19 protein-coding genes are annotated in these 22,401 nt (G+C 56.9%); 9 read left to right on the top strand and 10 right to left on the bottom strand.

Going from position 1 to position 22,401, the window contains the following annotated elements:
* From phoR to H6973_15110, 5 genes are all read left to right on the top strand, one after another.
* Positions 1 to 1,338, top strand: coding sequence for a phosphate regulon sensor histidine kinase PhoR (phoR, locus tag H6973_15130; GenBank protein MCP5126919.1), 1,338 nt, complete (start codon positions 1 to 3; stop codon positions 1,336 to 1,338).
* Positions 1,339 to 1,374: 36 nt separating this feature from the next.
* A complete protein-coding gene (locus H6973_15125; protein ID MCP5126918.1) occupies positions 1,375 to 1,884 on the top strand; it encodes a histidine phosphatase family protein in 510 nt (169 codons plus the stop codon).
* 183 nt (positions 1,885 to 2,067) lie between these two features.
* Entirely contained in the window at positions 2,068 to 3,201 is a 1,134-nt protein-coding gene (gene meaB, locus H6973_15120; protein MCP5126917.1) for a methylmalonyl Co-A mutase-associated GTPase MeaB, read from the top strand.
* Between the two features lie 20 nt (positions 3,202 to 3,221).
* Entirely contained in the window at positions 3,222 to 4,271 is a 1,050-nt protein-coding gene (locus tag H6973_15115) for a CoA ester lyase (GenBank protein MCP5126916.1), read from the top strand.
* A gap of 46 nt (positions 4,272 to 4,317) precedes the next feature.
* A complete protein-coding gene (locus H6973_15110) occupies positions 4,318 to 4,977 on the top strand; it encodes a metal-dependent hydrolase (protein ID MCP5126915.1) in 660 nt (219 codons plus the stop codon).
* A 213-nt stretch (positions 4,978 to 5,190) separates the two neighbouring features.
* Here the strand turns inward: H6973_15110 and H6973_15105 are convergent, their stop codons facing one another.
* The 4 genes from H6973_15105 to H6973_15090 form a co-directional block, all read right to left on the bottom strand.
* Positions 5,191 to 5,715, bottom strand: coding sequence for an NUDIX domain-containing protein (locus H6973_15105; protein ID MCP5126914.1), 525 nt, complete (start codon positions 5,713 to 5,715; stop codon positions 5,191 to 5,193).
* 118 nt (positions 5,716 to 5,833) lie between these two features.
* Complete coding sequence (locus H6973_15100; protein MCP5126913.1) at positions 5,834 to 6,550, bottom strand: ABC transporter ATP-binding protein; 717 nt, start codon at positions 6,548 to 6,550, stop codon at positions 5,834 to 5,836.
* Entirely contained in the window at positions 6,551 to 7,468 is a 918-nt protein-coding gene (locus tag H6973_15095) for a DUF362 domain-containing protein (protein MCP5126912.1), read from the bottom strand.
* A gap of 93 nt (positions 7,469 to 7,561) precedes the next feature.
* Positions 7,562 to 7,990 (bottom strand): CBS domain-containing protein, encoded by a 429-nt coding sequence (locus tag H6973_15090; protein ID MCP5126911.1) that lies wholly within the window; start codon positions 7,988 to 7,990, stop codon positions 7,562 to 7,564.
* Positions 7,991 to 8,440: 450 nt separating this feature from the next.
* Between H6973_15090 and H6973_15085 the strand changes: the two genes are divergently transcribed.
* A complete protein-coding gene (locus H6973_15085) occupies positions 8,441 to 10,477 on the top strand; it encodes a sodium-translocating pyrophosphatase (protein ID MCP5126910.1) in 2,037 nt (678 codons plus the stop codon).
* A gap of 81 nt (positions 10,478 to 10,558) precedes the next feature.
* On the opposite strand, the gene H6973_15080 is transcribed toward H6973_15085, so the two are convergent.
* Both H6973_15080 and H6973_15075 read right to left on the bottom strand, forming a co-directional pair.
* Positions 10,559 to 11,245: a haloacid dehalogenase type II gene (locus H6973_15080; protein ID MCP5126909.1), complete on the bottom strand. Its 687-nt coding sequence runs from the start codon at positions 11,243 to 11,245 to the stop codon at positions 10,559 to 10,561.
* A gap of 107 nt (positions 11,246 to 11,352) precedes the next feature.
* Positions 11,353 to 11,979, bottom strand: a complete 627-nt coding sequence (locus H6973_15075) for a DUF4124 domain-containing protein (protein MCP5126908.1) — start codon at positions 11,977 to 11,979, stop codon at positions 11,353 to 11,355.
* A 98-nt stretch (positions 11,980 to 12,077) separates the two neighbouring features.
* Here H6973_15075 and H6973_15070 point away from each other — a divergent pair, with 98 nt between their 5' ends.
* Positions 12,078 to 12,899, top strand: coding sequence for an undecaprenyl-diphosphate phosphatase (locus H6973_15070; GenBank protein ID MCP5126907.1), 822 nt, complete (start codon positions 12,078 to 12,080; stop codon positions 12,897 to 12,899).
* A gap of 10 nt (positions 12,900 to 12,909) precedes the next feature.
* Here H6973_15070 and H6973_15065 read toward each other — a convergent pair whose 3' ends face one another.
* The 3 genes from H6973_15065 to H6973_15055 form a co-directional block, all read right to left on the bottom strand.
* Positions 12,910 to 13,569: a polysaccharide deacetylase family protein gene (locus tag H6973_15065; protein ID MCP5126906.1), complete on the bottom strand. Its 660-nt coding sequence runs from the start codon at positions 13,567 to 13,569 to the stop codon at positions 12,910 to 12,912.
* Positions 13,566 to 13,949 carry a helix-turn-helix domain-containing protein gene (locus H6973_15060; protein MCP5126905.1) on the bottom strand — a complete coding sequence of 128 codons (384 nt, stop codon included), beginning with the start codon at positions 13,947 to 13,949 and terminating at the stop codon, positions 13,566 to 13,568. The genes H6973_15065 and H6973_15060 overlap by 4 nt, the downstream gene beginning before the upstream one ends.
* Positions 13,950 to 14,028: 79 nt before the next feature.
* On the bottom strand, positions 14,029 to 17,346 hold the full coding sequence (locus tag H6973_15055) for a transglutaminase family protein (GenBank protein ID MCP5126904.1): 3,318 nt from the start codon (positions 17,344 to 17,346) through the stop codon (positions 14,029 to 14,031).
* A 261-nt stretch (positions 17,347 to 17,607) separates the two neighbouring features.
* On the opposite strand from H6973_15055, the gene H6973_15050 reads away from it, so the two are divergent.
* On the top strand, positions 17,608 to 18,624 hold the full coding sequence (locus H6973_15050; GenBank protein ID MCP5126903.1) for an efflux RND transporter periplasmic adaptor subunit: 1,017 nt from the start codon (positions 17,608 to 17,610) through the stop codon (positions 18,622 to 18,624).
* The gene (locus H6973_15045) at positions 18,611 to 21,709 is read left to right on the top strand and encodes an efflux RND transporter permease subunit (GenBank protein MCP5126902.1); all 3,099 of its coding nucleotides are present in this window, start codon (positions 18,611 to 18,613) and stop codon (positions 21,707 to 21,709) included. Before H6973_15050 ends, H6973_15045 begins: the two co-directional genes overlap by 14 nt.
* 24 nt (positions 21,710 to 21,733) lie before the next feature.
* Here the strand turns inward: H6973_15045 and H6973_15040 are convergent, their stop codons facing one another.
* Positions 21,734 to 22,339: a hypothetical protein gene (locus H6973_15040; protein ID MCP5126901.1), complete on the bottom strand. Its 606-nt coding sequence runs from the start codon at positions 22,337 to 22,339 to the stop codon at positions 21,734 to 21,736.
* Positions 22,340 to 22,401 lie beyond the last annotated feature (62 nt).

Here is a 22,401-nt window from a genome sequence, read left to right as displayed (position 1 = left end):
TTGTCCAAATCCTGGTGGAACTTATGCCAGCGGCTGGCGCTGATCTTTGCGGGCGCTGGATTGCTGGGCTGGATAACGGGTCAATTGACGCTATGTCTGTTGCTGGCGGCGCTGAGTAGCCTGGCTTGGCAGTTATGGCAACTCTACCGGTTGGATCGCTGGCTCCACGGCGACCCCGCCACCAGTCCACCGTGGGCCAGCCCGGTCTGGCAAGAGGTCGCCGCGCATACCGCCCGCCTGCGCCGGCAAAGCCGCAAACGCAAACGCAAACTCAGCCGCCTGTTGCAGCAATTTCAGCAAGCGACCGCTGCTTTACCCGACGCGGCGGTCGTACTGGCCGAAGATGATCGGGTGGTGTGGTGCAACAACGCTTCCCAAACCCTGCTTGGGTTGTCTCCAGGCCAGGATGTGGGTCTGCCGATTACCCATTTGTTGCGACATCCAGCCTTTGTAGCGTTTCTAAATCCACGTGCCCCGCATGACAGTGACCGCGTGGAATTCCCTTCTCCGGTCGATGATGGCCTGCTGCTGGGCGCGCGCATCGTGCCTTATGGCAAGAAACAGCGGTTGCTGCTGGCCACCGATATTTCCCGAATGCGGCGTCTGGAGCAGATGCAGCGCGACTTTGTCGCCAATGTTTCCCATGAATTGCGCACACCCTTAACAGTCATCACCGGTTATCTGGAGACGCTTCTCGATAGCGAGGATGTGGCGCTGGATCATTGGCGGCAACCCTTGCGGGGCATGCAACAGCAATCCAGCCGAATGTTGCATATCATCGAAGATTTGTTGCTGCTGGCGCGGTTGGAGTCGCAAAGGGAACGATCACCGCGTCGACCCATTGCGATTCCAAAGCTCTTGATGGACATTGCTGATGACGCCTTGGCGCTCAGTGGCGACCTGGGGCATCGGATCGAGGTCATCGCCGATCCTGAACTGTGGATTTGCGGTTGTGAGAAAGAGCTTCGCAGCGCTTTTTCCAATCTGGTGTTCAACGCCGTGCGCTACACGCCCGCAGAAGGACAGATTGAACTGCGCTGGTGGGCTGACGCGAGTGGCATTCATTTGGCCGTCAAAGATAATGGCGAAGGGATCGCTCCTCAGCATTTGCCGCGTCTGACCGAGCGCTTCTACCGGGTGAATCGCGACCGTTCGCGCGGCAGCGGCGGAACCGGACTGGGCTTGTCCATCGTCAAGCATATACTCAACCATCATGGCGGCCAGTTGCAGATCATCAGCGAACTGGGCGCAGGTAGTGTGTTTACCTGTGATTTTCCGTCAGAACTGCGGGCAGAACCCGTATTGGCATCAGCGCATCATGAAAGCGCCTGTCGATGATACACTGGCGGTTATTGTGATCTTGAGGAGTCCCTAATGAAACTGTTACTGGTTCGCCACGCGATCGCCGAGGATGCGGAAACTTTCATGGCTGCGGGGGGTACTGATGCCCAGCGGCCGTTGACCGATGCCGGGCGTAAGAAAATGCGCAAGGGCGCCAACCGGCTGCGCTCGCAGTTGGAGCAGATTGATTTGTTGATTTGCAGCCCGCTAGTGCGCGCCCGCGAGACGGCGGACATTATTGCCCGCGCTTATGGCGATCTGCCAATCATTGAGCGGCCTGAACTGGACTATCGCTATCCGCCGGAAGCGGTGCTGGACTGGCTGGCGCAATACTCGACCGCTGGCGTTGTGGTGGCGGTAGGCCATGAACCGCAACTGAGTTTGCTGACCGGATTGTTGCTGGCGGATGTGACGCGCCCGCTGGTGGCCTTCCGCAAGGGCGGCGTGGCCTTGATTGAGTTCGATGGCCGCCCCGCTGCTGGCGAGGGTTACCTGCAATGGGCATTGACTGCCGGGCAGTTGCGCAGTTTGAATCAGGATTAATGGTGAAGTACTGTAAGAATCCTTTTTGAGTTTTGGAAAATAGTGCGGACTCCATAATTTGTTTAGGATTTTTATTGACCCTACAAAAATCTACATCGAACATACTGACCAAATTCCCGGCGTCCTGTTGAAAATGAGCGCCTCTCTCTCATCAATCCACCCCAGTGCGTGACGATCTAACCCATGAACGACTCAAGACAAAGACCCGACTGGGTTCCCCAAAATGCTGGTTCCGAATTCGCCACCTCCGTAATGGCTGGCGTCGATGGCGGTCACGATGGCATCGTTGGCCAAGCCAGCGTTGCTGTACCGCGTCCAGCGACTCCACGGCGGCGGCGGCTGACGGTCGACGAATATGTCGCCGGCGTGTTGGCCAGTGACCGCAATATCGTGGCGCAAGCTATTACCCTGGTTGAAAGCAATGCTCAGGCGCACTTCGATATGGGCCAGGAAGTCCTGCGGCGACTCCTGCCCAATACCGGCCACTCGGTGCGGATCGGCATCACCGGCGTTCCCGGCGTGGGCAAAAGCACCTTTATCGAAGCCTTGGGCCTGCACCTGTGCGAACAGGGTCATAAGGTCGCCGTGCTAGCGGTCGACCCCAGCAGCACCGTGACGCGCGGCAGCATTCTCGGCGACAAAACCCGGATGGAGCTGTTGTCCCGTGACCTGCGCGCTTTCATCCGCCCTTCGCCCTCCAGTGGCACTCTGGGCGGCGTCACCCGCAAGAGTCGTGAAACCATGCTCATTTGCGAGGCGGCAGGCTATAACGTCATTCTGGTGGAAACAGTCGGTGTGGGCCAAAGCGAAACCACCGTGCGTTCGATGGTGGATTTCTTCCTGTTGCTCATGCTGTCCGGGGCTGGCGATGAATTACAGGGCATTAAAAAAGGCATCATGGAGCTGGCCGACGCGCTGCTGGTCAACAAAGCCGATGGCGACAACAAGATTCGCGCTAACGCAGCCCGTGCAGAGTACAATCGGGCCTTGCATTTTCTGGCTCCGGCCACCGAAGGCTGGCGCACGAAAGCGTATAGTTGTTCCTCTAGGTCCGGCGAAGGCATCGACGCCATCTGGTCAGTGATCTGGCAGTTCCGCGAACAAACCACAGGCAGCGGCGTCTTTGAGAAACGCCGGCAACGGCAAACGCTGGACTGGGTTTATTCCATGGTGGAGGAGCACCTACGCGCCAGCTTCTTTAATCATGCCGGCGTGGACAGTATTCGCGCTGAGATCGAGGAAGCCGTGATCAATGGCCATATCCCACCGACCGTGGCCGCCCAACAACTGATCCATAAATATGAAGGTCGTTACTAACCACAGGAGAAAATCCCATGCTGCGCAGTCCCCGCGATTTCTTTAAACCCAAGGTCGTTGGCGCTCCCGAGCCGCTCCGCGAGATTCCGGTATTGCCCTCGCGGATGATCCACTTCTTCGATCCCAGCAATCCCAAGATGGCGGTCAAAGTGCCGGATATCGCCAAGACCGTGGACATCATGCTGGGCAACCTGGAAGACGCCGTGCCGATTGACCGCAAGGAAGCCGCTCGCGAAGGGCTGGTGCAGATCGGCAAGAACGTCGATTTCGGCAACACCCAGTTCTGGACCCGGGTCAACAGCCTGGACAGCCCCTGGTTCCTGGACGATTTGATTCGGCTGGTGGGCGAGATCGGCGACAAGCTGGATGTGATCATGCTGCCCAAGATTCAGGGCGCGTGGGATATTCATTTCGCCGATCAGTTGCTGGCGCAACTGGAAGCCAAGTACGGAGTGAAGAAACCATTGATGATTCACGCCATTCTGGAAACCGCGCTGGGCGTGGCGAATGTCGATGAAATCGCCAACGCCAGCCCCCGGATGCAGGGGATGAGCCTTGGCCCTGCCGATCTAGCGGCTTCGCGGCGGATGAAGACCACACGGGTGGGCGGCGGACACCCCGATTATGTCGTGCGCACCGATCCTGATCCGAGCAATCCCGATGCCTCTCGGCCTACCGCACAACAGGATTTGTGGCATTACACCATGGCCAAGATGGTCGATGCTTGCGCCAGCGTCGGCGCACTGCCGTTCTACGGCCCGTTCGGCGACATCGCCGACCTGGTGGCCTGTGAAGATCAGTTCCGCAATGCTTATCTCATGGGCTGTGTCGGCGCTTGGTCGCTGCATCCTAACCAGATCGCCATCGCCAAGCGGGTGTTTAGTCCGAAAGCGGATGAAGTGGCTTGGGCCAAGCGCGTGGTGGAAGCTATGCCCGATGGCAGTGGCGCAGTGATGATCGATGGCAAGATGCAGGATGACGCCACTTGGAAACAGTGCAAGGTCGTGCTAAATCTGGCGCAACTCATCGCCAGCCGCGACGCCGAGTATAAGGCGCTGTACGGGTTCTAGGCATTCCAATAACACCCTCTCCCAGGTGGAGAGGGTCTGAGAGGATTTGCAATATCAGGTTGCCACTGACTGGATTATCAACAGGTCATTTGTGATGAGCCCGATCACCCATTTTCTGGCCAGTTGGGTCGGCTTTGAGCGGTTTCAAGCTAGTCAACGCGACAAAACTCTTGTTGTCATTGCCGGTATTATTCCGGATTTAGACGGTTTAGGAATCGTAGTTGACTTTGCCACCCGTATCCTTGGATTGCCCGAAACAGATTACTACCAAAGTTTCCACCGCATGTATGGCCACGGTCTGCCGGGGGCGATCCTGATTGCAGCAGCAGTGGGTATGCTTGGCATACGGCGGTTTTGGGTGGCGATTTGGGCGTTCATTAGCGTTCATTTACATCTGCTCTGCGATGTAATTGGCGCACGAGGAACAACCGCAGAAGATATTTGGGGTATTTACTACTTCGCGCCGTTCACAACGGCCTATGAATTGTCCTGGTCTGGTCAGTGGCCGCTGGTGGGTTGGCAAAACACAACCATCAGCATCATCTTACTGAGTATCCTGATGATCCGAGCGACTGCCTCGGGATATTCGCCTGTTGGACTGCTCAGCCAGCGAGCGGATATAGCGTTTGTAGAAACCCTTCGCAACAGAAAAAAGCGATTATTATCTGTTTTCGATCAAAAAAATAGGCGCAAACGCGCCAACTAAAAATGCCTCATAGCCTACAGTGACTTCACCCTGAAAACGGCGCTTGCAACTTTGGGCGTTGCATAAGCGTTCACCTCCCCCCTTTGAAAAAGGGGGGCTGGGGGGGATTACGCACGGGCGACGGGGCCAAAATCCCCCCTCACCCCCCTTTGCCAAAGGGGGGACTGAACAGTTACGACGTTGCAACACAATTAACCGCACTGTTTCTCGATTTCAGTCCGCTGCCGACTCTATCCTGGCTTCAGTAAACTCTGAGTTGTTGCGGTTCGCCAGCCAATCGCGAACAGCGGGACCCGTGCCAATCGTCCACGGTTTCAACCTCTCAACCGGTACGCGTTTGATGCTGGCCAGTTCCTCACCAAGAACAATCTCCCCACTGGCCGGAACATGGAAGGCCAGCAATAACTGATTCATCTCGAAGAACGGGTAATAACCGATAAAGCGAGCAGTTTCAGCATTCAGGCCCAATTCTTCCCGCACTTCACGCAGCACTGCTGCATCGGGTGTTTCGCCTTTTTCCAGAAAGCCGGTAATCAGACCAAACATCTTTTCTGGCCAGCCGTGGTTTCGGGCCAGAATCACCGCGCCATCCACCTCAACAATGGCGGCGACTACGGGAACCGGATTATCCCAGTACACATAAGAGCAGTTGGGCGCGCTACAGCATTGCCGAGCGTGGCCGGCGACTTCCGCCGTCTTCAATGGATTACCGCATTGGGAACAAAAATAGGCTTGCATGGCGGGGAACCTTATTCTTTAGTGGTGAATACGCTTTCGCCGGCGGCAACCTTGCCAGCAGATACGGGTTCGGCCTCATTGTCACATATTGAACCAGCGCCAAACAATCCGGCGATTGTCAGCCGGTCGTCGCCTGAAAATGGTCCGAACCGTTAATGATCGAATCAGCCATTAACCGCCCATCATGCAATTCGATGACCCGATTCACGCAACTCGCCTCGAACACCAGGGGATCGTGACTGCTGATCAGCACCATGCGATCTTGTCCCGCCAATTCATTCAACAACGCTAACACTTCCCGCGACAAGGCGCTGTCAAGATTCGCCGTCGGTTCGTCGGCGATTATCACCACCGGATCGTTGATCAAAGCGCGCGCCAAAGCGGTGCGTTGCGCCTCGCCGCCGGATAGCCATTCAACTCGGCTCGCGGCCTTGGCGCCCAATCCGAAACGATCCAGTAACCCCTTCGCTGCGTTGACCAGTTCTCGATGAGGCCGGCCCAGTGGATAGGCCGGCAACATCACATTCTCCAGGACGCTCAAACCCCGGATCAAGTTGAATTGCTGAAATACAAAGCCGAAAGTATGTCGGCGGATCTCGGTTAAAAAGCGCTCCGGCAGATTGGAAAGCAACCGTCCATCAAGTCTGATGCGTCCACTCGTTGGGCGCGCCAACCCACCAATCAGGGTCAGCAAGGTCGTCTTACCGGAGCCGCTCGGTCCCTTGAATACGGTAATCCCGCTGCGCTTCAAAGTCAGACTGATCTCGTGCAATGCCCGGCATTCATTGGGCTGGCCCTGATGAAAAACCTTGTTGACGGCAATGAGTTCAATCATTCAAAGCACAATGCGCCGGATCGCCAGATTTTCCAAATCCTTGCGTCCTGCGCCCATCTCGCTGGCAATGCGCACATAGCCGATCGTATCCGGGTCTAATCCAAACAACCGGGTCGCCGCCGCATCTACCGTGACCAGGTCCGTCGATAGCAGTTGCGATTGCAGGTTGGCGACATCCGCCGTCGATACGCCGCGCGGCCCATGACGCATCATCACATTCCAGGCATCCACTACGTTCAGGTCAGGCTTGCGGTAAGTCGTGAAATCAGCAATGCACTGATGCAAGTCATTGGAATGCCACTCGCCGCGATCCCAGACAATGCCCATCAGATTCTTCATCGCTATTGATAATCGCGCGCCGCCGTGACTTTTCAGCACCGGCACATTAATGAATACATCGGATTGCAGGATTAATTCATGTTCCTTCGCTTCACGCAATCGGCGACCTTGAGTAACCGCAACCGTTTGGAAATAACTCTCGCTATTGCCCGGCGCCAATTTGCCGCCCGCTTCCTTCACCGCCTGTTCGATGCCGCTGGCGCGGTAACTGTCGCGCCAGGCATCGCAGGTATGGTCAAAGACATAAACCTCTTTGGCCCCCGCTTGCAGGCAATGTTCGACGATGCGACGCACCAGCCGGGGATTCGTATTGGCCGCCCGCTCCGGGGGTGTATTCCAGCCGATGTTCGGCTTGATCACCACCGTCTGGCCCTTTTTGACAAAGCGCCTGATTCCGCCCAATGCTTCGATACCACAATCAAACAGCGCTTCCGGCTCCCCGTTTTTGACGGCCACCAGATCGGGAATATCCGTTTTCGCATCACCGGCGTATAACCGCTGACCATAACCACTCAGCGCGGTTCCGGCGCCCGCCCATGCCCCCACCCCGAGAGCTTTCAGAAAATGTCTGCGTTGCATGATCGAGGGCCTCCTCGCGCAAGGTTATAAAAAATCATTGCCCTGCTAAGCAAAGCCGGTCGGGCAAAAGCAGAGCGTTGCCCGACCGGAGAGTTAAAACCGGAACCGTCGGAGAATCGTGAGGGAGGACAGTGAACCCACCAACTTGCGATCCGGCCCCACCACCGGCAACCGGATATACCCTTCTGACAACAGTCGCAACGCATCCGACAACGGGGCTTCCGGTTCGACCACCGGGTGAGAAGCAGCAAAGTCGCCCACCTTGCGGTGCAAGTGGGGAATCAGCCGGTTGTCCACATCCTCGGCGGATTCATTCTCGGCGTCGTCCGGCAATTGCGGCTCAGACGGCAACAACATCTTCGAAAACATGAAGGAATTGATAGTCCCAATGAATTCATGCTGATCGTTGACCACCATCAAATCCTGCATGTGTTTGCGGACCATGATGGATACGGCTTCCGACAGCGGCTCGGTATCGAGCACATACGTCGGCGCGGATACCATATAGTGTTTGCACTTCATCTTTGCATCTCTCCTGGTGATGTTCCATCAAAGGGCGTTCCCCGCCTTATTTCAAGGCAGGGCTACGGAATACAACGCGATCGTCGCGGCGCCCGCCTGGTTTCAGCCTCCCTGCAAGGGCGCGCCTCGAAAATTGTCCGTTTCGAGACGCCTCAGTAAGATATTATTGACCAATTGGGCGCAACCTGCTCATGATCATGCGCTTTTGAGCTCCATCCTGCTCGTCATTTTTTATTGATTCGCTCATCGTCTGGTCAGGTCGGCTTATAATTCAACCACTTTAACGTGGATGTATAAACGGGTTGGCCAGGATGGTCGGAGCATCTTGGGCAAAGGGCATGTTTTTTGCTCGCTTGGGTGGCTACGTCGGTAACTGACTACCCGTATTCAATAACATGCCGTCCGTTTGGCTGGGCGGCGCCGAATTCAAACCCTGTTGTGGAGAACTCTATGGTCTTGGGAATCATATCACTATTGGCGGGCCTGCTCGGGCTGGGCGCCGCCATGATGCTCTACAAAGGAATCGTTCGCCAATCCACGGGGGACGCGGTGATGACCGCGATCTCTGATGAGATTCACCTGGGGGCGATGACCTACTTAAAAGCGCAGTATTTCAAGATCGCCATCTTTGCATTGGTTATTGCGATTCTGCTGTCGGTGCAATACGGTTTTGGCGCCAGTCTCTCCTTCCTGTTAGGCGCGGCGGCTTCGGGGCTGGCCGGTCTGATCGGGATGTACGCCGCGACCAAGGCCAATGTCCGCGTTACCGCAGCAGCGCGGGAGCATGGCGCGGGACAGGCGTTGTTGGTGGGATTCGACGGCGGCGCGGTGATGGGTCTGGCCGTCGCCAGTTTTGGACTGCTGGGGTTAGGTCTGCTGTATACCGGACTGGCTTCCGATCTGGCTGTTGATCCCCATTCGGTTTCAGTCATCTGGGGCTTTTCCATGGGCGCCTCATCGATTGCGCTGTTCGCCCGGGTCGGCGGCGGCATTTTCACCAAGGCTGCCGACGTAGGTTCGGACCTGGTTGGCAAGGTCGAGGCGGGCATTCCCGAAGATGATCCACGCAATCCGGGCGTGATTGCCGATAATGTCGGCGATAACGTCGGCGACATTGCCGGCATGGGCGCGGATATTTTTGAATCCTATGTAGGTGCGATGGTGGCGTCGGTTACGCTCGCGGCGACTCTTACCGCTGCTGAATTGACCCAATATTTTGGCGGCGATGTCAGCCGCTCCATGTTGCTGGCGCTGCCGCTGACGCTGGCGGTCATTGGGCTGATCTCTTCCCTGGTCGGCATTTACGGCATGAATACCTTCAAAAAGTATGGGCCGGAACAGGCGCTGGCGATTTCCGAAACCAGCGCCGCAGTGGTCTTCCTGACGCTGACATTGCTGACCATACTGGTGTTTGGCTACGGCTGGCCGTTGTTCTTCGCTATTCTGGCGGGTAACCTGGCGGGAGTAGCCATTGGCCGGGCCGCTTGGTACTACACTTCGTCCAAGCCGGTCACGCGCATTGCGCAGTCCTGCAAAACCGGACCGGCCACCAACATCATCACTGGCTTGGCCGTGGGCATGGAAAGCTGCGCCGTGCCGATGTTAATCATCGTGCTGGCCATCTTTGTGGCGCATCAGACCGCAGGTCAGTATGGTATCGCTATTGCGGCGGTTGGTATGCTGGCGACTGCCGGCGTCACTATGACCATCGACGCATCAGGTCCGATCTCCGATAACGCGGGCGGCATCGCCGAAATGTCGCATCAACCTCCGGAAGTACGGGCGATTACTGACGAGTTGGACGCCATCGGCAATACCACTGCCGCCACCGGTAAAGGTTTCGCGATTGGCTCGGCGGCGCTGACCGCGCTGGCGCTGTTTGTTTCGTACAAACAAGCAGTTGAACTGAAAATGGGGCAACCTCTGCCGATGGATATCACCGAACCCAAGGTCATCATTGGCGTTCTCCTGGGCGGCATGGTCATCCTCTTGGCAGCGGCTATGACCATGAGTTCGGTAGGTCGGGCAGCCATGGAGATGGTGACGGAGATTCGCCGCCAGTTCCGCGAAATCCCCGGTTTGCTGCAAGGCACCGCCAAACCGGACACTGCGCGTTGCGTGACGATCTCGACCGATGCCGCGTTACGGGAAATGATTCCACCGGGAATGTTGGCCATTATCTCACCGGTCATTGTCGGTTTCTTTTTCGGACCAGTAGCGCTAGGCGGGATGTTGCTAGGCGCCTTGCTAACTGGCATGACCATGGCGTTGTTGATGTCCAACGCTGGCGGCGCCTGGGATAACGCTAAGAAGGCGATCGAAGCCGGCAAGCTGGAAGGCGAGCGCAAGGGCAGCGATGCTCACGCGGCGGCGGTGATCGGTGATACCGTCGGCGATCCCTTCAAAGACACCAGCGGTCCAGCAATGAATATTCTGGTTAAGCTGCTCTCCATCGTATCGCTGATTCTGGTGCCGTTTATTGTCTAGGAAGCCAAACCGTTCGCTCCCCTCGCCCGCTTGCGGGAGAGGGGTTAGAGGTGAGGGCTTTTTCAAGGATTTCGATACGTTTTATTCTACTGGCCTGGCGAACCGGGCCGGTAATTCATCCAGACCGCTCACCACAATATCCGGTTCGACCTCCCAGGGGTCGAAAATCATGTCTGCTTGGCGTTTTACCCAGACAGCGCGTAACCCGGCGGCTTTCGCGCCGATCACATCCCAGGCGTTGCTGGACACCAACCAGGTTTCGTTGGGCGCTCGTCCCGTCCGCCTTGCCAGATAGGCGTAGACTTCTGGATCGGGCTTGAAGGTGCGCAAATCGTCCACGCTGACCACGTCCTCCAGCAAGGGCAGCACTCCGGAATTGGCGAGCAAGGCCCGGATACTGGCTTCCACACCATTTGAGAACGCCACCAAACGCAGACCGTTCGTCCTGAGGGTGGCCAGACTGGCGGCGACTTCCGGAAACATGGGTAGATAAAGATAGGCTTCCAGCAAGCGGTCCTGGTCGGACTCGGGAAGTTCGCAACGCAAGGTTTGCTGGGTATAGCGCAACGCCTGCCGGGTGCAGACATCAAAATCGGCATAGCGCCGCATCAAACCGCGCCGGAAGGAGTATTCCAGTTGTTTGGTTCGCCAGACACTGGCGAATTGCGCAGCCTGCTCGCCGACCAAGGCGCGCAAAGGTTCGGCGAGCGCCAGTGGGTCTACCAGCGTACCGTAAACATCAAATCCCAAGGCATAAGTCTCTTCCACGATTAACTGCTCCACAGGGTCTCATCGTTGACCGCGTTGCTTCGCGCAACACGATGCGCCTTTTCCAAAAAGATTTTAGCCTAGACCTGCATCATCGCGCCCTTTGCTTATTGTCCCCGGAACACGCCCTGCGTGGTTGGCGCAAGACCCGCCGGCGGCGGCCTGAACGGCGGATTGGGTTTGGCCAGAGCAGACGCCGGTTTTGATGGCGGCATGAGTTGCTGACAGGCGGGCGATTGACAAGGCCGGTGATAGGGAGGACGCGGAGGGCCAGGCGGGTAGGAAGGCGGATAATAGGGCGGATAGGGAAAAGGATAGGAATAAACCGGGGGATAGCTGCTGCTCGAGGGGTTGCGGTCATCCTCTTCCGATTGCTGTTGTTCAAGTTTCTGTTTCAGCAATGCATTCTCCAATGCCTTATTTTTTTGCTCCAGATCGCGAATCGCCTGTTCCTGGCGGGCTTTTTCCGCTTCCTCACGCTCGCGGGCCATTTGTTCAGACAGCGCGTTAAGGCGGGCAACCTCGGCATCTACGTCAGCGCTGGAAGGATCCGCCGGCGGCGGCAATGGAATATCGAGAGTCTGCACCTGATCGGTCGTCTCCGGTTTTTTCTGGCTGTAATGCACTTGCCCGCTGGCGTCCGTCCACTTATAAACTTCCTGGGCGTCAGCGATCCCGCTCAGCGTCAGCGACGCTAGCGCAATAATCATGAAAAACAAAATCTTGTGATTCATGGTCAATTCTTCCCAACACGTTGTTGGCGTGTCGAATGCTATGAAGCGAACTGCTAGAATATAACTCCATTATTCAGCCAGGGTCTGAAGGAGTACTTTTGGATATTCTATTGATTTTAAAAGCGCTGATTCTGGGCTTGGTGGAAGCCGCCTCGGAATTCCTGCCTATTTCCAGCACCGGTCACTTAATTATTGTAGGGGATTTTCTGAATTTTACCGGGCCGCGCGCCGAGACTTTTGAAATCTTCATCCAGCTTGGCGCCATTCTGGCGGTGGTCTGGATTTACCGGGAACGGCTATTCAATGTGGCCCTGAATCTGAACCGGGACCGCAAGGCTCAGCGGTTAGTTCTGAACCTGATCATTGCCTTCGCGCCGGCGGCAGCGCTCGGTTTACTGTTGCACAAATACATTACCCACTATCTTTTCAATCCGGTCACAGTCGCGGGCGCTCTGGTCGTCGGCGGCATAGCGATTCTGCTGATCGAACGTTATGCAAAAGCCAGTCGAGTGCAAGCCGTGGACGACATGGCCTGGAAAGACGCTTTGCTGGTCGGTATTGCCCAGAGCTTTGCATTGTTTCCGGGAGTGTCGCGATCAGGAGCGACCATCATGGGAGGAATGCTGGGTGGGTTATCGCGGTTTGCAGCAACTGAATTTTCATTCTTTCTGGCGATTCCCACCATGTTTGCGGCAACCTTATACAGTCTTCTTAAAGAATGGGGCCATTTGACTTTGGCGGATATACCGATATTCGCAGTCGGTTTCGTCGCAGCTTTCCTGGGCGGACTGGCAGTGGTGCGCTTCATGTTAGGGTATGTGGGGCAACACAGCTTCGCGCCCTTCGCCTGGTATCGGATCGTGTTCGGCGGTCTGCTGTTACTGTATTTTCACTATCATCCCTGGATCAGTCAGGGCTAACGCGCCATTATCATCCCTCTTGGACAAACAGAGTTTCGAGATTCACCCACTCCGCTGCGGAATCGGCGCTGATACCCGCAATTTTATTCTCCAGATCAGCCCACAGGGTTTCATTGACCAGCTCATAACTGTGGCCCCAGAAGAAAAATACGCTATTTGACGCCTTGGCGCGTTCGTAACGAGTCCAGAAAGCGGGATCGGTAAAATGGCAATTCGCGCCAAACTCCAATGGATCGACAGGCGGAAACACCGATTCAAGTGCAGCCACGGTGCGCGCGTAAACATGACCGGTCGCACGTACTGCATCCTTAACTGCCGGATTGAAAGCGCCGAACGGGTAACAGAACCCCCGAACCGGCTGTTGAAACCAGTCTTGCAAAAGATGCCGGCTGTCCTGCACCTCATGCGTTAAATCCGCTGGAGACAGGTCGGGTAAATAAGGATGGGTCAGGGAATGATTGGCAATTTCGAAACCAGCGTACACATCAATCAATTCAGCGCGGCCAAGACGCCAGACCTCCTTATCTCCATACTGAAAACTGAACGACCGCTGGTTTTGATGCAGGCCCGGATTCAGATTAAAGGTTGCCTTGGCCCCGAACCGCCGCAGCAGTTCGGTCAGCCTGACGTCATCGACAATCCCGTCATCCCAGCTCTGTACAACCTTCATGGATTGACGACTCTTGAAGGTTTAGAGCGGCGCCTGGATCGATCACTCGCAATTTTACGGATCATCATGATCAGCTTTTCATCGGGCAAATCGCTCGCTCCCCGAACCAATTCCGAAAACAGGACAGGGCGGCGGATAATCGTCTCGCGAATATCACTGGCGATTTCGCCCACCAATGCAAGCAATACATCCATGTCCTCGTCTAAATCGTCCGCCAGTCGCCGTAGTATTTGTTCATCCGGCGGCCTGTGATTGCGTTCGATCCGTTCAAGATCGACTGGCTCCACGCCAATGCGCCCAGCGATGCTCTCTATGGAGTACTGTTGGTTAAATTGATAACGTCTTTGGCGAATTCGCCGGATGTGATCCCCAAAGTTCATGCCCGGATTCCGCAAGTTTTTTTAGAACATTAAGCAGTAAACGGAGCCAACTTTGAACATGGTCGACTCCGTCAGTGATTTATCCCTCGCGCCGTCGCAAATCCAAAGTATAAGGGAAATTGGGGTTGGGTTCTTCCGTTGGCGCGGTCATCGGCCCCGGCGTGTGGCCATAGGGCCAGAACCGGGCGAAACGCCGCGCTTCCGCTTCATTAGCATTGACTGGGAATGTATCGGGATTGCGCCCACCGGGATGCTGGACATGATAGGTGCAGCCGCCGATGGAGCGTTGATTCCAGGTATCGACGATATCGAACACCAATGGTGTGTGAATCGGCACGGTCGGGTGTAGAGCTGATGGCGGCAGCCAGGCCCGATAACGAACTCCGGCGACATATTCACCGGGAATATCGGTCGGTCGCAGCGGCATCCGCCGACCATTGCAAGCCACCACATGCCGTTCGCCGGTCATCCCGCGCACCTTGACCTGCATCCGCTCTACCGAGGAATCGACATAGCGCGCGGTGCCGCCCAACGCCTGCTCTTCGCCCAGCACATGCCACGGCTCCAACGCCTGGCGCAGCTCCAGATCAATGTCGCGCTGAACGATGTTGCCGTAGTGCGGGAAACGGAACTCGAAGAACGGTAGGAACCAGTCGCTTTCAAAGGGGTACCCCGCCTGGCTCAGTTCGCTGATGACATCCTTAAAGTCTTCCCAAACATAGTGCGGCAACAGGAAGCGATCATGAATTTGCGTTCCCCAGCGCACCAGTTCCTTATTCGGATAAGGCCGCTCCCAGAACCGCGCGATCAGCCCGCGCAACAACAGCATTTGCATCAGGCTCATCCGGGCGTGCGGCGGCATTTCAAACGCGCGCATTTCCACCAATCCCAAGCGACCCGTAGCGGAATCCGGCGAGTACAGCTTGTCGATGCAGAATTCGGCGCGGTGGGTGTTGCCGCTTAAATCCACCAGCAGGTTGCGCAACAACCGATCGACTAGCCACGGTTGCGGGGCCTCGCCGGGTGGCATTTCACGGAAAGCGATTTCCAGCTCGTACAAGCTGTCGTTGCGCGCCTCGTCCACTCGTGGCGCCTGGCTGGTCGGGCCGATGAACAGTCCAGAGAACAGGTAGGACAGACTGGGGTGGTGTTGCCAGTAGGTAATCAGGCTGCGTAATACTTCGGGGCGACGCAGGAACGGGCTATCGCTGGGCGTTGCGCCGCCCAGGGTTACATGGTTGCCGCCGCCGGTGCCGGTGTGGCGACCATCCAGCATAAATTTTTCCGTACCCAGCCGCGATTGCCGGGCATCCTCATACAGCCCTTCAACATTATGCTTCAGCTCATTCCAGTCGCGGGCGGGATGGATATTCACCTCGATGACGCCGGGGTCGGGTGTAACGGCAAACTTGCGCAACCGCCAGTCCGACGGCGGGGCGTAGCCCTCGACCAGCACCGGCATTTCCAGATCAGCGGCGGTTTGCTCAACGCAGGCCAGCAGATCCAGATAATGCTCCAACTGCCCCAACGGCGGCATGAAGATATAAATATGCCCTTCGCGCGGCTCCACACACAGGGCAGTATGGATGACCGGGCTGGTATCCGCCTCCGCTGTCGGTTGCTCCTGAAAGTCACCGCGCGGCGCAGCACCCCGGCCTTGCAGGAATGCGCTGTAGCGACGCATGACTTCGCCATGCGTGTCGCCGAGCGCGGTGCGGAATTCAAATAATGACTGGGGATGGGGTACTTCGCGGTCCGTCTCCCCGACCCAGGGCAACGCCGCCAGCGGTAACCGATAGCCCATGGGTGAGTCACCGGGAATCAGATAAAGATGCTCGCGGCGCAGCGCCCACGGCCCGCTCATCCAGCGTTCGCCGTCCGGCGCGTAATGCCAGCGAATCGGCAGCGCGTAACCGGTGATCGTGTTCAGTCCTCGCTCCAGCAAGATCGCCAGCCGCCGGCGTTCCTCATCGTCCTTAAGGTCGTACTTCAGCGGATCGACGTTGACCGGCAGGGTGCGTTCTTTCCACAGGTAGTAATATACGTCTTCATAGCCGGGGATAATGTGGTTTGTTTCTACCCCTAGCCGCCGGGTCAGTTCAGCGATAAATGCCCGCGCCTGGTCGGGACCGTAGCCTTGCGGCGTTTCGTCATCGGCGATCCAGCGCGGATCATGCCATAACGGCAGGTCGTCGCTGCGCCAGTAACAGGACAGCGCCCAGCGCGGCAGAGATTCGCCAGGGTACCATTTACCCTGGCTGTAATGCAGGAAGCCGTAGGGCGCGAAACGGTCGCGCAGTTTTTTCAGCAAGCGGCCCGCCAGTTTGCGTTTGGTGGGACCGATGGCGGCGGTCGTCCATTCGGCGCCATCCATGTCGTCGATGGAGACAAAAGTCGGTTCGCCGCCCATGGTCAGGCGCACGTCGTCCGTGTGTAACTGCTTATCGACCAGGTAGCCCAGTGTTTCGATCGCTTGCCATTGTTCTTCGGTATAAGGTTTAGTAACGCGCGGGTCCTCGTGGATGCGCGTTACTTTCATGTCAAAGCCGAATTCCGTCTCGCATTTGTCGGTATAACCGGTGACTGGCGCGGCGCTAGGGGGCGTCGGGGTGCAGGCCAATGGGATGTGACCCTCGCCGGCAAACAGGCCAGAAGTCGGATCCAAACCGATCCAGCCCGCGCCCGGTACGAACACTTCAGCCCAGGCATGCAGGTCCGTGAAATCAACTTCGGTGCCGGAAGGGCCATCCAGCGCCTTGACATCGGCGGTGAGCTGAATCAGGTAGCCAGAAACAAAGCGCGCCGCCAGTCCTAAATGCCGCAGGATTTGCACCAGCAGCCAGCCGGTGTCGCGGCAGGAGCCGCTGCGCTTGCCTAGCGTTTCTTCGCAAGTCTGCACGCCAGGCTCCATACGGATGATGTAACCGATGTCCTGACTCAGTCGCTGGTTCAGGTCGACCAGGAAGTCAACAATGGTTTTCGGTGTGCGGTCGACGCCATTCAGCCATTCGTTGAGCAACGGTCCGCTTTCCTGAATTTCCAGATACGGCGTCAATTCGCGAAACAGAGTCGGTTCATAAGTAAAGGGGTATTTTTCGGCGTAGCTTTCGACGAAGAAATCGAAAGGATTGATCACCGTCATCTCGGCCACCAGATCGACGGTAATGCCCAGTTCTCGGACTTTTTCAGGAAACACCAGCCGCGCCTGGAAGTTGCCGAAGGGATCTTGCATCCAGTTGATGAAATACTTGCCGGCGGGTTCGATCTTGAGCGAATAAGCATGAATCGGGGTGCGAGCGTGTGGGGCTGGACGCAGGCGAATCACATGGGGGGATACGCCGACCGGGCGGTCGAAACGGTAAGCGGTTTGATGATGGAGTGCAACGCGAATGGCCATAGCCCGTCCTTCACTGGTAGCGGAAAAAGTGGCTTATTATGCGGGATACTGAACACTTAACCAATGCAAACGGTATTTCGGGCCTGTAGCGGGCAATCCAGTAGATAAAGTTTTGACGGCCTTAGCCTCTAAACAGAAGAGGGCGCGGGGATTGCTGAATATGAAATCTATGATGTCAAATTGCGCTGCTCACGCTAATCAGCGCAGAATTGCAACAATTCGGACTACGACCTTTACCACAATGATCGAGACATTGTATTCATGCCACGACTAACCCTCATTCTCGTCAGCCTGTTGTTTAGTCCAATAATCATAGCCCAAACCGCCGACCTGGTTACCGTCGATGCTCGTCCCTTCCGCGAAGTTGCTTTACCTGATCGAGGCACAGCGCCGGCCAGCGTCATCGCCCCAAATGACAGTCGCATTGCTGCAGAAGTCACCGCCAGGGTTGCGCGCATTCACGCCGAGGTCGGCGGTACAGTTAAACTGGGACAACTCTTGTTGGAGCTTGACGATACGGATTACCGGCTGGCGCTGGCCCAGGCTGATGCCCAGGTCAAGGCTGCCCAGGCGCGCGTGGCTTTAACGGAACACCGGCTTCAGCAGGCTTTGTCGCTGCGCAAGAAGCAATTTGTCTCCGATGACGCCGTGCTGGAACTGCAAACCGGCGTCCAGGCTGCTAAGGCCGATCTGGACGTTGCCCAGGCGCAACGGGCTGTGGCGGCGCGTAATGTCGAGAAATGCCGGATCATCGCTCCCTTCGCCGGTGTGGTGCTGGAACGCCAGGCGCAGGTCGGGGCGCTGGCCGCGCCAGGGACGACCCTGCTGCGCCTGGTCGATCTGGCCCCACCCGAGATCGAGGCGTACATTCCCACGGCTCAAGCCGATGAGTTATTCCAGGCCAGCGCACTGATTTTCACCAGCCAGGGCCAGCGCTACCCGGCGCGCTTGCTGCGATTGTCCCCGGTTGTGGACGTTGTAGCGCGCAACCAGCTTGCCCGGCTGCGATTCACTGACACCGCAGCGCCGCCAGGCAGCAGCGGCCTGTTGCACTGGGAAGGCGCCAGCTACCAACTGCCCGCTGAGTTGCTGGTTAAACGCGATCAAACCCTGGGCGCATTTGTCGTGGAAAAGGATCACGCCTGGTTCAAACCCGCTCCCGGTGCCCAGGAAGGCCGTCCCTTCATCATGAATCTGCCGCCCCAGACTTTGATGATCACGCGCGGCCATCAAGGCTTGAACGACGGTCAACCGGTAATCGTGGATGGAGCGCGCTAAGATGCGTTTCATCCGGGCGTTAATTACCAACCACCCCCTGGCCAACATCGCTTTCGTGGTCGTCATCCTGATGGGCCTGATCGCCTACTCGCGCATGCCCCGCGAGCAGGATCCCGAGATCAATTTCAACTGGATCAATATCGCCACGGTCTTGCCCGGCGCATCCGCTGAGGATGTCGAAAAGCGGGTCACCAATCCGCTGGAAGACGCCGTGCGCAAAGTGCAGGACACCAAGTTCGTCATCAGCTCCTCGCGGGAAGGGTTGTCGAATATCCTGGTGCGATTCCGTGATATTCCCTTGCGGGTGTTTGACAAACGAGTCAACGATTTGCGCCGGGAAATTCAAAACCAGGCCAGCGCCGAACTGCCGATCGAAGCGGAGGACCCGGAGATTCTGGAAATCACCAGTTCCAACGGTTTTCCCACGGCCATGGTCATGCTGACCGGCCTGGCTGCCGATGAACATCTGCGTGCCGCTACCCGAGTGATTAAGGAGGATCTGGAACAGATTCCCGGAGTTGATGCAGTGCTGGCGCTGGGGTTCCAGGACCCAGAGCTGTTGGTGGAATTTGATCCTCCCGCACTCGCGGCGCGGGGTTTGACCGCGCTGGATTTAGCCGAGGGGTTGCGGCTGTGGTTTCGCGACGTGTTCGCTGGCAAGCTCCAAACCGACCACGGCGAGTGGCTAGTCAGAGTAAGCGGCACGACCGCCGATCCCGAGTTGCTGGCCAGCTTCTATCTGCAACCACCAAGCGCGACTGCAACCCACGTTCCGTTAGACGCTGTTGCCCAGGTGCGGCGCGGTCGTGATGATCCGCTGCATCTGGCCGCCATGAACGGTCAACCCGGCGTCATGATGTCCATCACCAAGATCGGCTATACCAACACGCTGGAATTGGTGGGGCGGATTCGCGATTACATCGACCGCAAGAATGCGGTGCTGGCCGGAAGCGGTCTGAAACTGACCCTGACCGACGACCAGACCATTCCCACCCGCCAGGCGCTGAGCGTGATGCAGAATAACGCCGCTATCGGTCTCCTACTGGTGTTGGGCTTCTGCTGGCTGTTTCTGGGGTCACGGATCGCCGCCCTGGTGGCGCTGGGCGTGGTGTTTTCCGTGGCCGGTGCTTTTGTGATTCTGGACGCGGTGGGATCGACGCTGAACGTCTCGGTATTGCTCGGTATTGTCATCGTGCTTGGCATGTTGGTGGACGATGCCGTAGTGATTGTGGAAGCCACTTATTTTCGCATGGAGCGCGGCATGGCGGCCCTTGACGCCGCGCTCGATGCGTTGCGCGAGGTCGGGTTGCCGGTATCCGCTGCGGTATCCACGACCATCGCCGCCTTTCTGCCCTTGATGCTGCTCACGGGCATCGTCGGCAAATTCATGTTTGTTATTCCCTTTGTGGTAACGGTGGGACTGGCGGTCAGTTTGATTGAGGCATTCTGGATGCTGCCCGCCCATGTGAGCGCGCTCGGTCGTCGCGCCATCAGTCATTCAAAAACCCAGCGGTTGCGCGAACGAGGAACTCACTGGGTGCGTCTCAAATACACCCGGATGTTGATACGGGTTATGCGCTATCCGGTGCGCTATCTGGGTCTGGCCTTAGCGTTATTTATCGGCGCGGGCGCGGCGGTCGGCGCAGGATGGGTGAAGTTCCAGTTTTTCGCCTTCGATCCCATCCGCCTGTACTACGTCAATGTCGACATGCCGGCAGATGCTCCGCTGGAGGAGACCTTGCGCCAGGCCCAGGTGGTGGAAGCGCGGGTGCGTTCTGAGCTGCGCGCGGGTGAGGCGCGTTCGGTCATCTCGCTGGCGGGCGTTCAGTTCACGGAGACCGAGGTGCTATATGGCGATCAGTATGGCCAAATCGCCGTGTCGCTCAATCCGGCGAAACCGGGTATGCGTGGACTGGACGCCATCATCGAAGACATGCGCGAAATGGTCACCAGCACTCCGGGCCGGGCGACGATTTCCTTTCTCAAGCTGTCCGGCGGTCCGCCCACCGCCAAGCCGATCAGCGTCAAGGTGCGCGCTGACGATCGTCAGGAACTGCGCGCCGCCGCCGATGCGGTCAAAACGATTGTTTCCCGGATTCCCGGCGCTCGCGACGTAGTGGATAACGACATCACCGGACGGGCGGAATTGAGTTTAAAAGTCGATGTAAACGCCGCGCGGAACGCCGGGCTGGATCCGGGGTTGGTCGCTCAATTGGTGCGGTTACATCTGGATGGTGAAGTCGTCGCTGATCTGCGCGACCAGGGTGAGAAAGTGGAACTGCGAGTGCGCGCCGCGCCACGCACTGTCGTTCGAGTCGAGGAATTGCTGGACGACCCCATCGCCCTGCCCAGCGGCGGAATCACGGACTTAGGAGCGCTATTGATCGCCGAGGAAGGCGAGAGTCTCGGCCTGATCCGGCATTGGAACCTGCGCCGGGCCATTACCGTGGAGGCTGATCTCGACCCGGAATTGAACAACACCCTGTCGGCCAATAACGAGCTACGCGCCGAGTGGGAAAAAATTCGGGCGCGCTATCCCAATGCTGATCTCGATTTTTCGGGCGAACTGGACGACATCAATGAATCGCTGGACGCCATGGGGCCGTTGTTTCTGCTCGGAGTAGGCTTGATCTACCTGATCCTGGCTGCCCAGTTCCGCAGCTATTTCCAACCCTTCCTGATCCTGGTCACCGTGCCGCTGGCGTTCACCGGGGTCACCCTGGGCCTGCTGGTTTCCGGTAATCCCATGTCTCTGTACACCCTTTATGGGGTGATCGCCCTGACCGGAATCGCGGTCAACGCGGCGATCGTGCTGATCGACGCAGCCAACGCCCGCCGGGCCAGTGGCATGAGAACATTGCACGCCACGCTCTATGCAGCGCGGCGGCGGGTGATCGCTATTTTAATGACCACCGGCACCACCATCGCCGGGCTGTTCTCGCTGGCGTTCGGTTTGGCGGGCAAGTCGCTGCTGTGGGGACCGGTCGCGGCTAGCATCGTCTGGGGATTGGCGTTCTCGACAGTGCTAACGCTCTTTGTCGTGCCGGTGCTGTACCGGTTTTTCATGCGCCAGCGGCGGAGGTGATGCGAGAAGAATACGGACGGCCAGTTAAACGCGCTGCTGAGCCATCGCAGCTAAAATCCCGATGATTTTATCTATTTCAATGACATAATAAAAATCCAGATCAATAGCTGCCATGTCGTTTTCCAATTTGATGAATTTCCATTCATCCCCGGTGGTGACGGCTCCATACTGGCAGGACAAATCGCGTCCTTCCTTTTCATTATAAATTTTAGCAGCATACATTTCGGCAATGCACTGTCCCAAGCCAGCGATGATATTTTCATTCTTGGCTTCCACAATGGCGATGACCGGGCTATCCAAATACAATTGTTCGGGGGAATTACTGAGGATAAAATCACAGAACCCTGCTAATCCTCTCTCTTTATCGATACTAAAATCAATTCCAGAAAACAGGCTGACCCGATCTGAAAACATCTGCTTAACTTCCATAAGAATGTTGATAATAATCAGTTCTGATCGAGCCTTTTCAGTATTGATGGCCAATGCTAAAGGTACATTTCTCTTCAAAGTTTCCTTGAGGTAATCACTGATTCCGATACTCTGAACATCGAAGAATATGGATTGATTTTCAATAACTTTCAGGTTTAATTCCGATTTGACCCTTTTTAACGTGAAGTCGCTGTAGGCCATAATGAATATTCCCTTTGAGGAGCCTGCTTGCCGGTAATCTTATACCAATTCTCGTTATGTTA

The sequence above is a fragment of the Gammaproteobacteria bacterium genome, assembly GCA_024235095.1.
GTDB lineage: Bacteria > Pseudomonadota > Gammaproteobacteria > Competibacterales > Competibacteraceae > UBA2383.
This window is presented reverse-complemented; position numbering and strand designations above follow the sequence as displayed.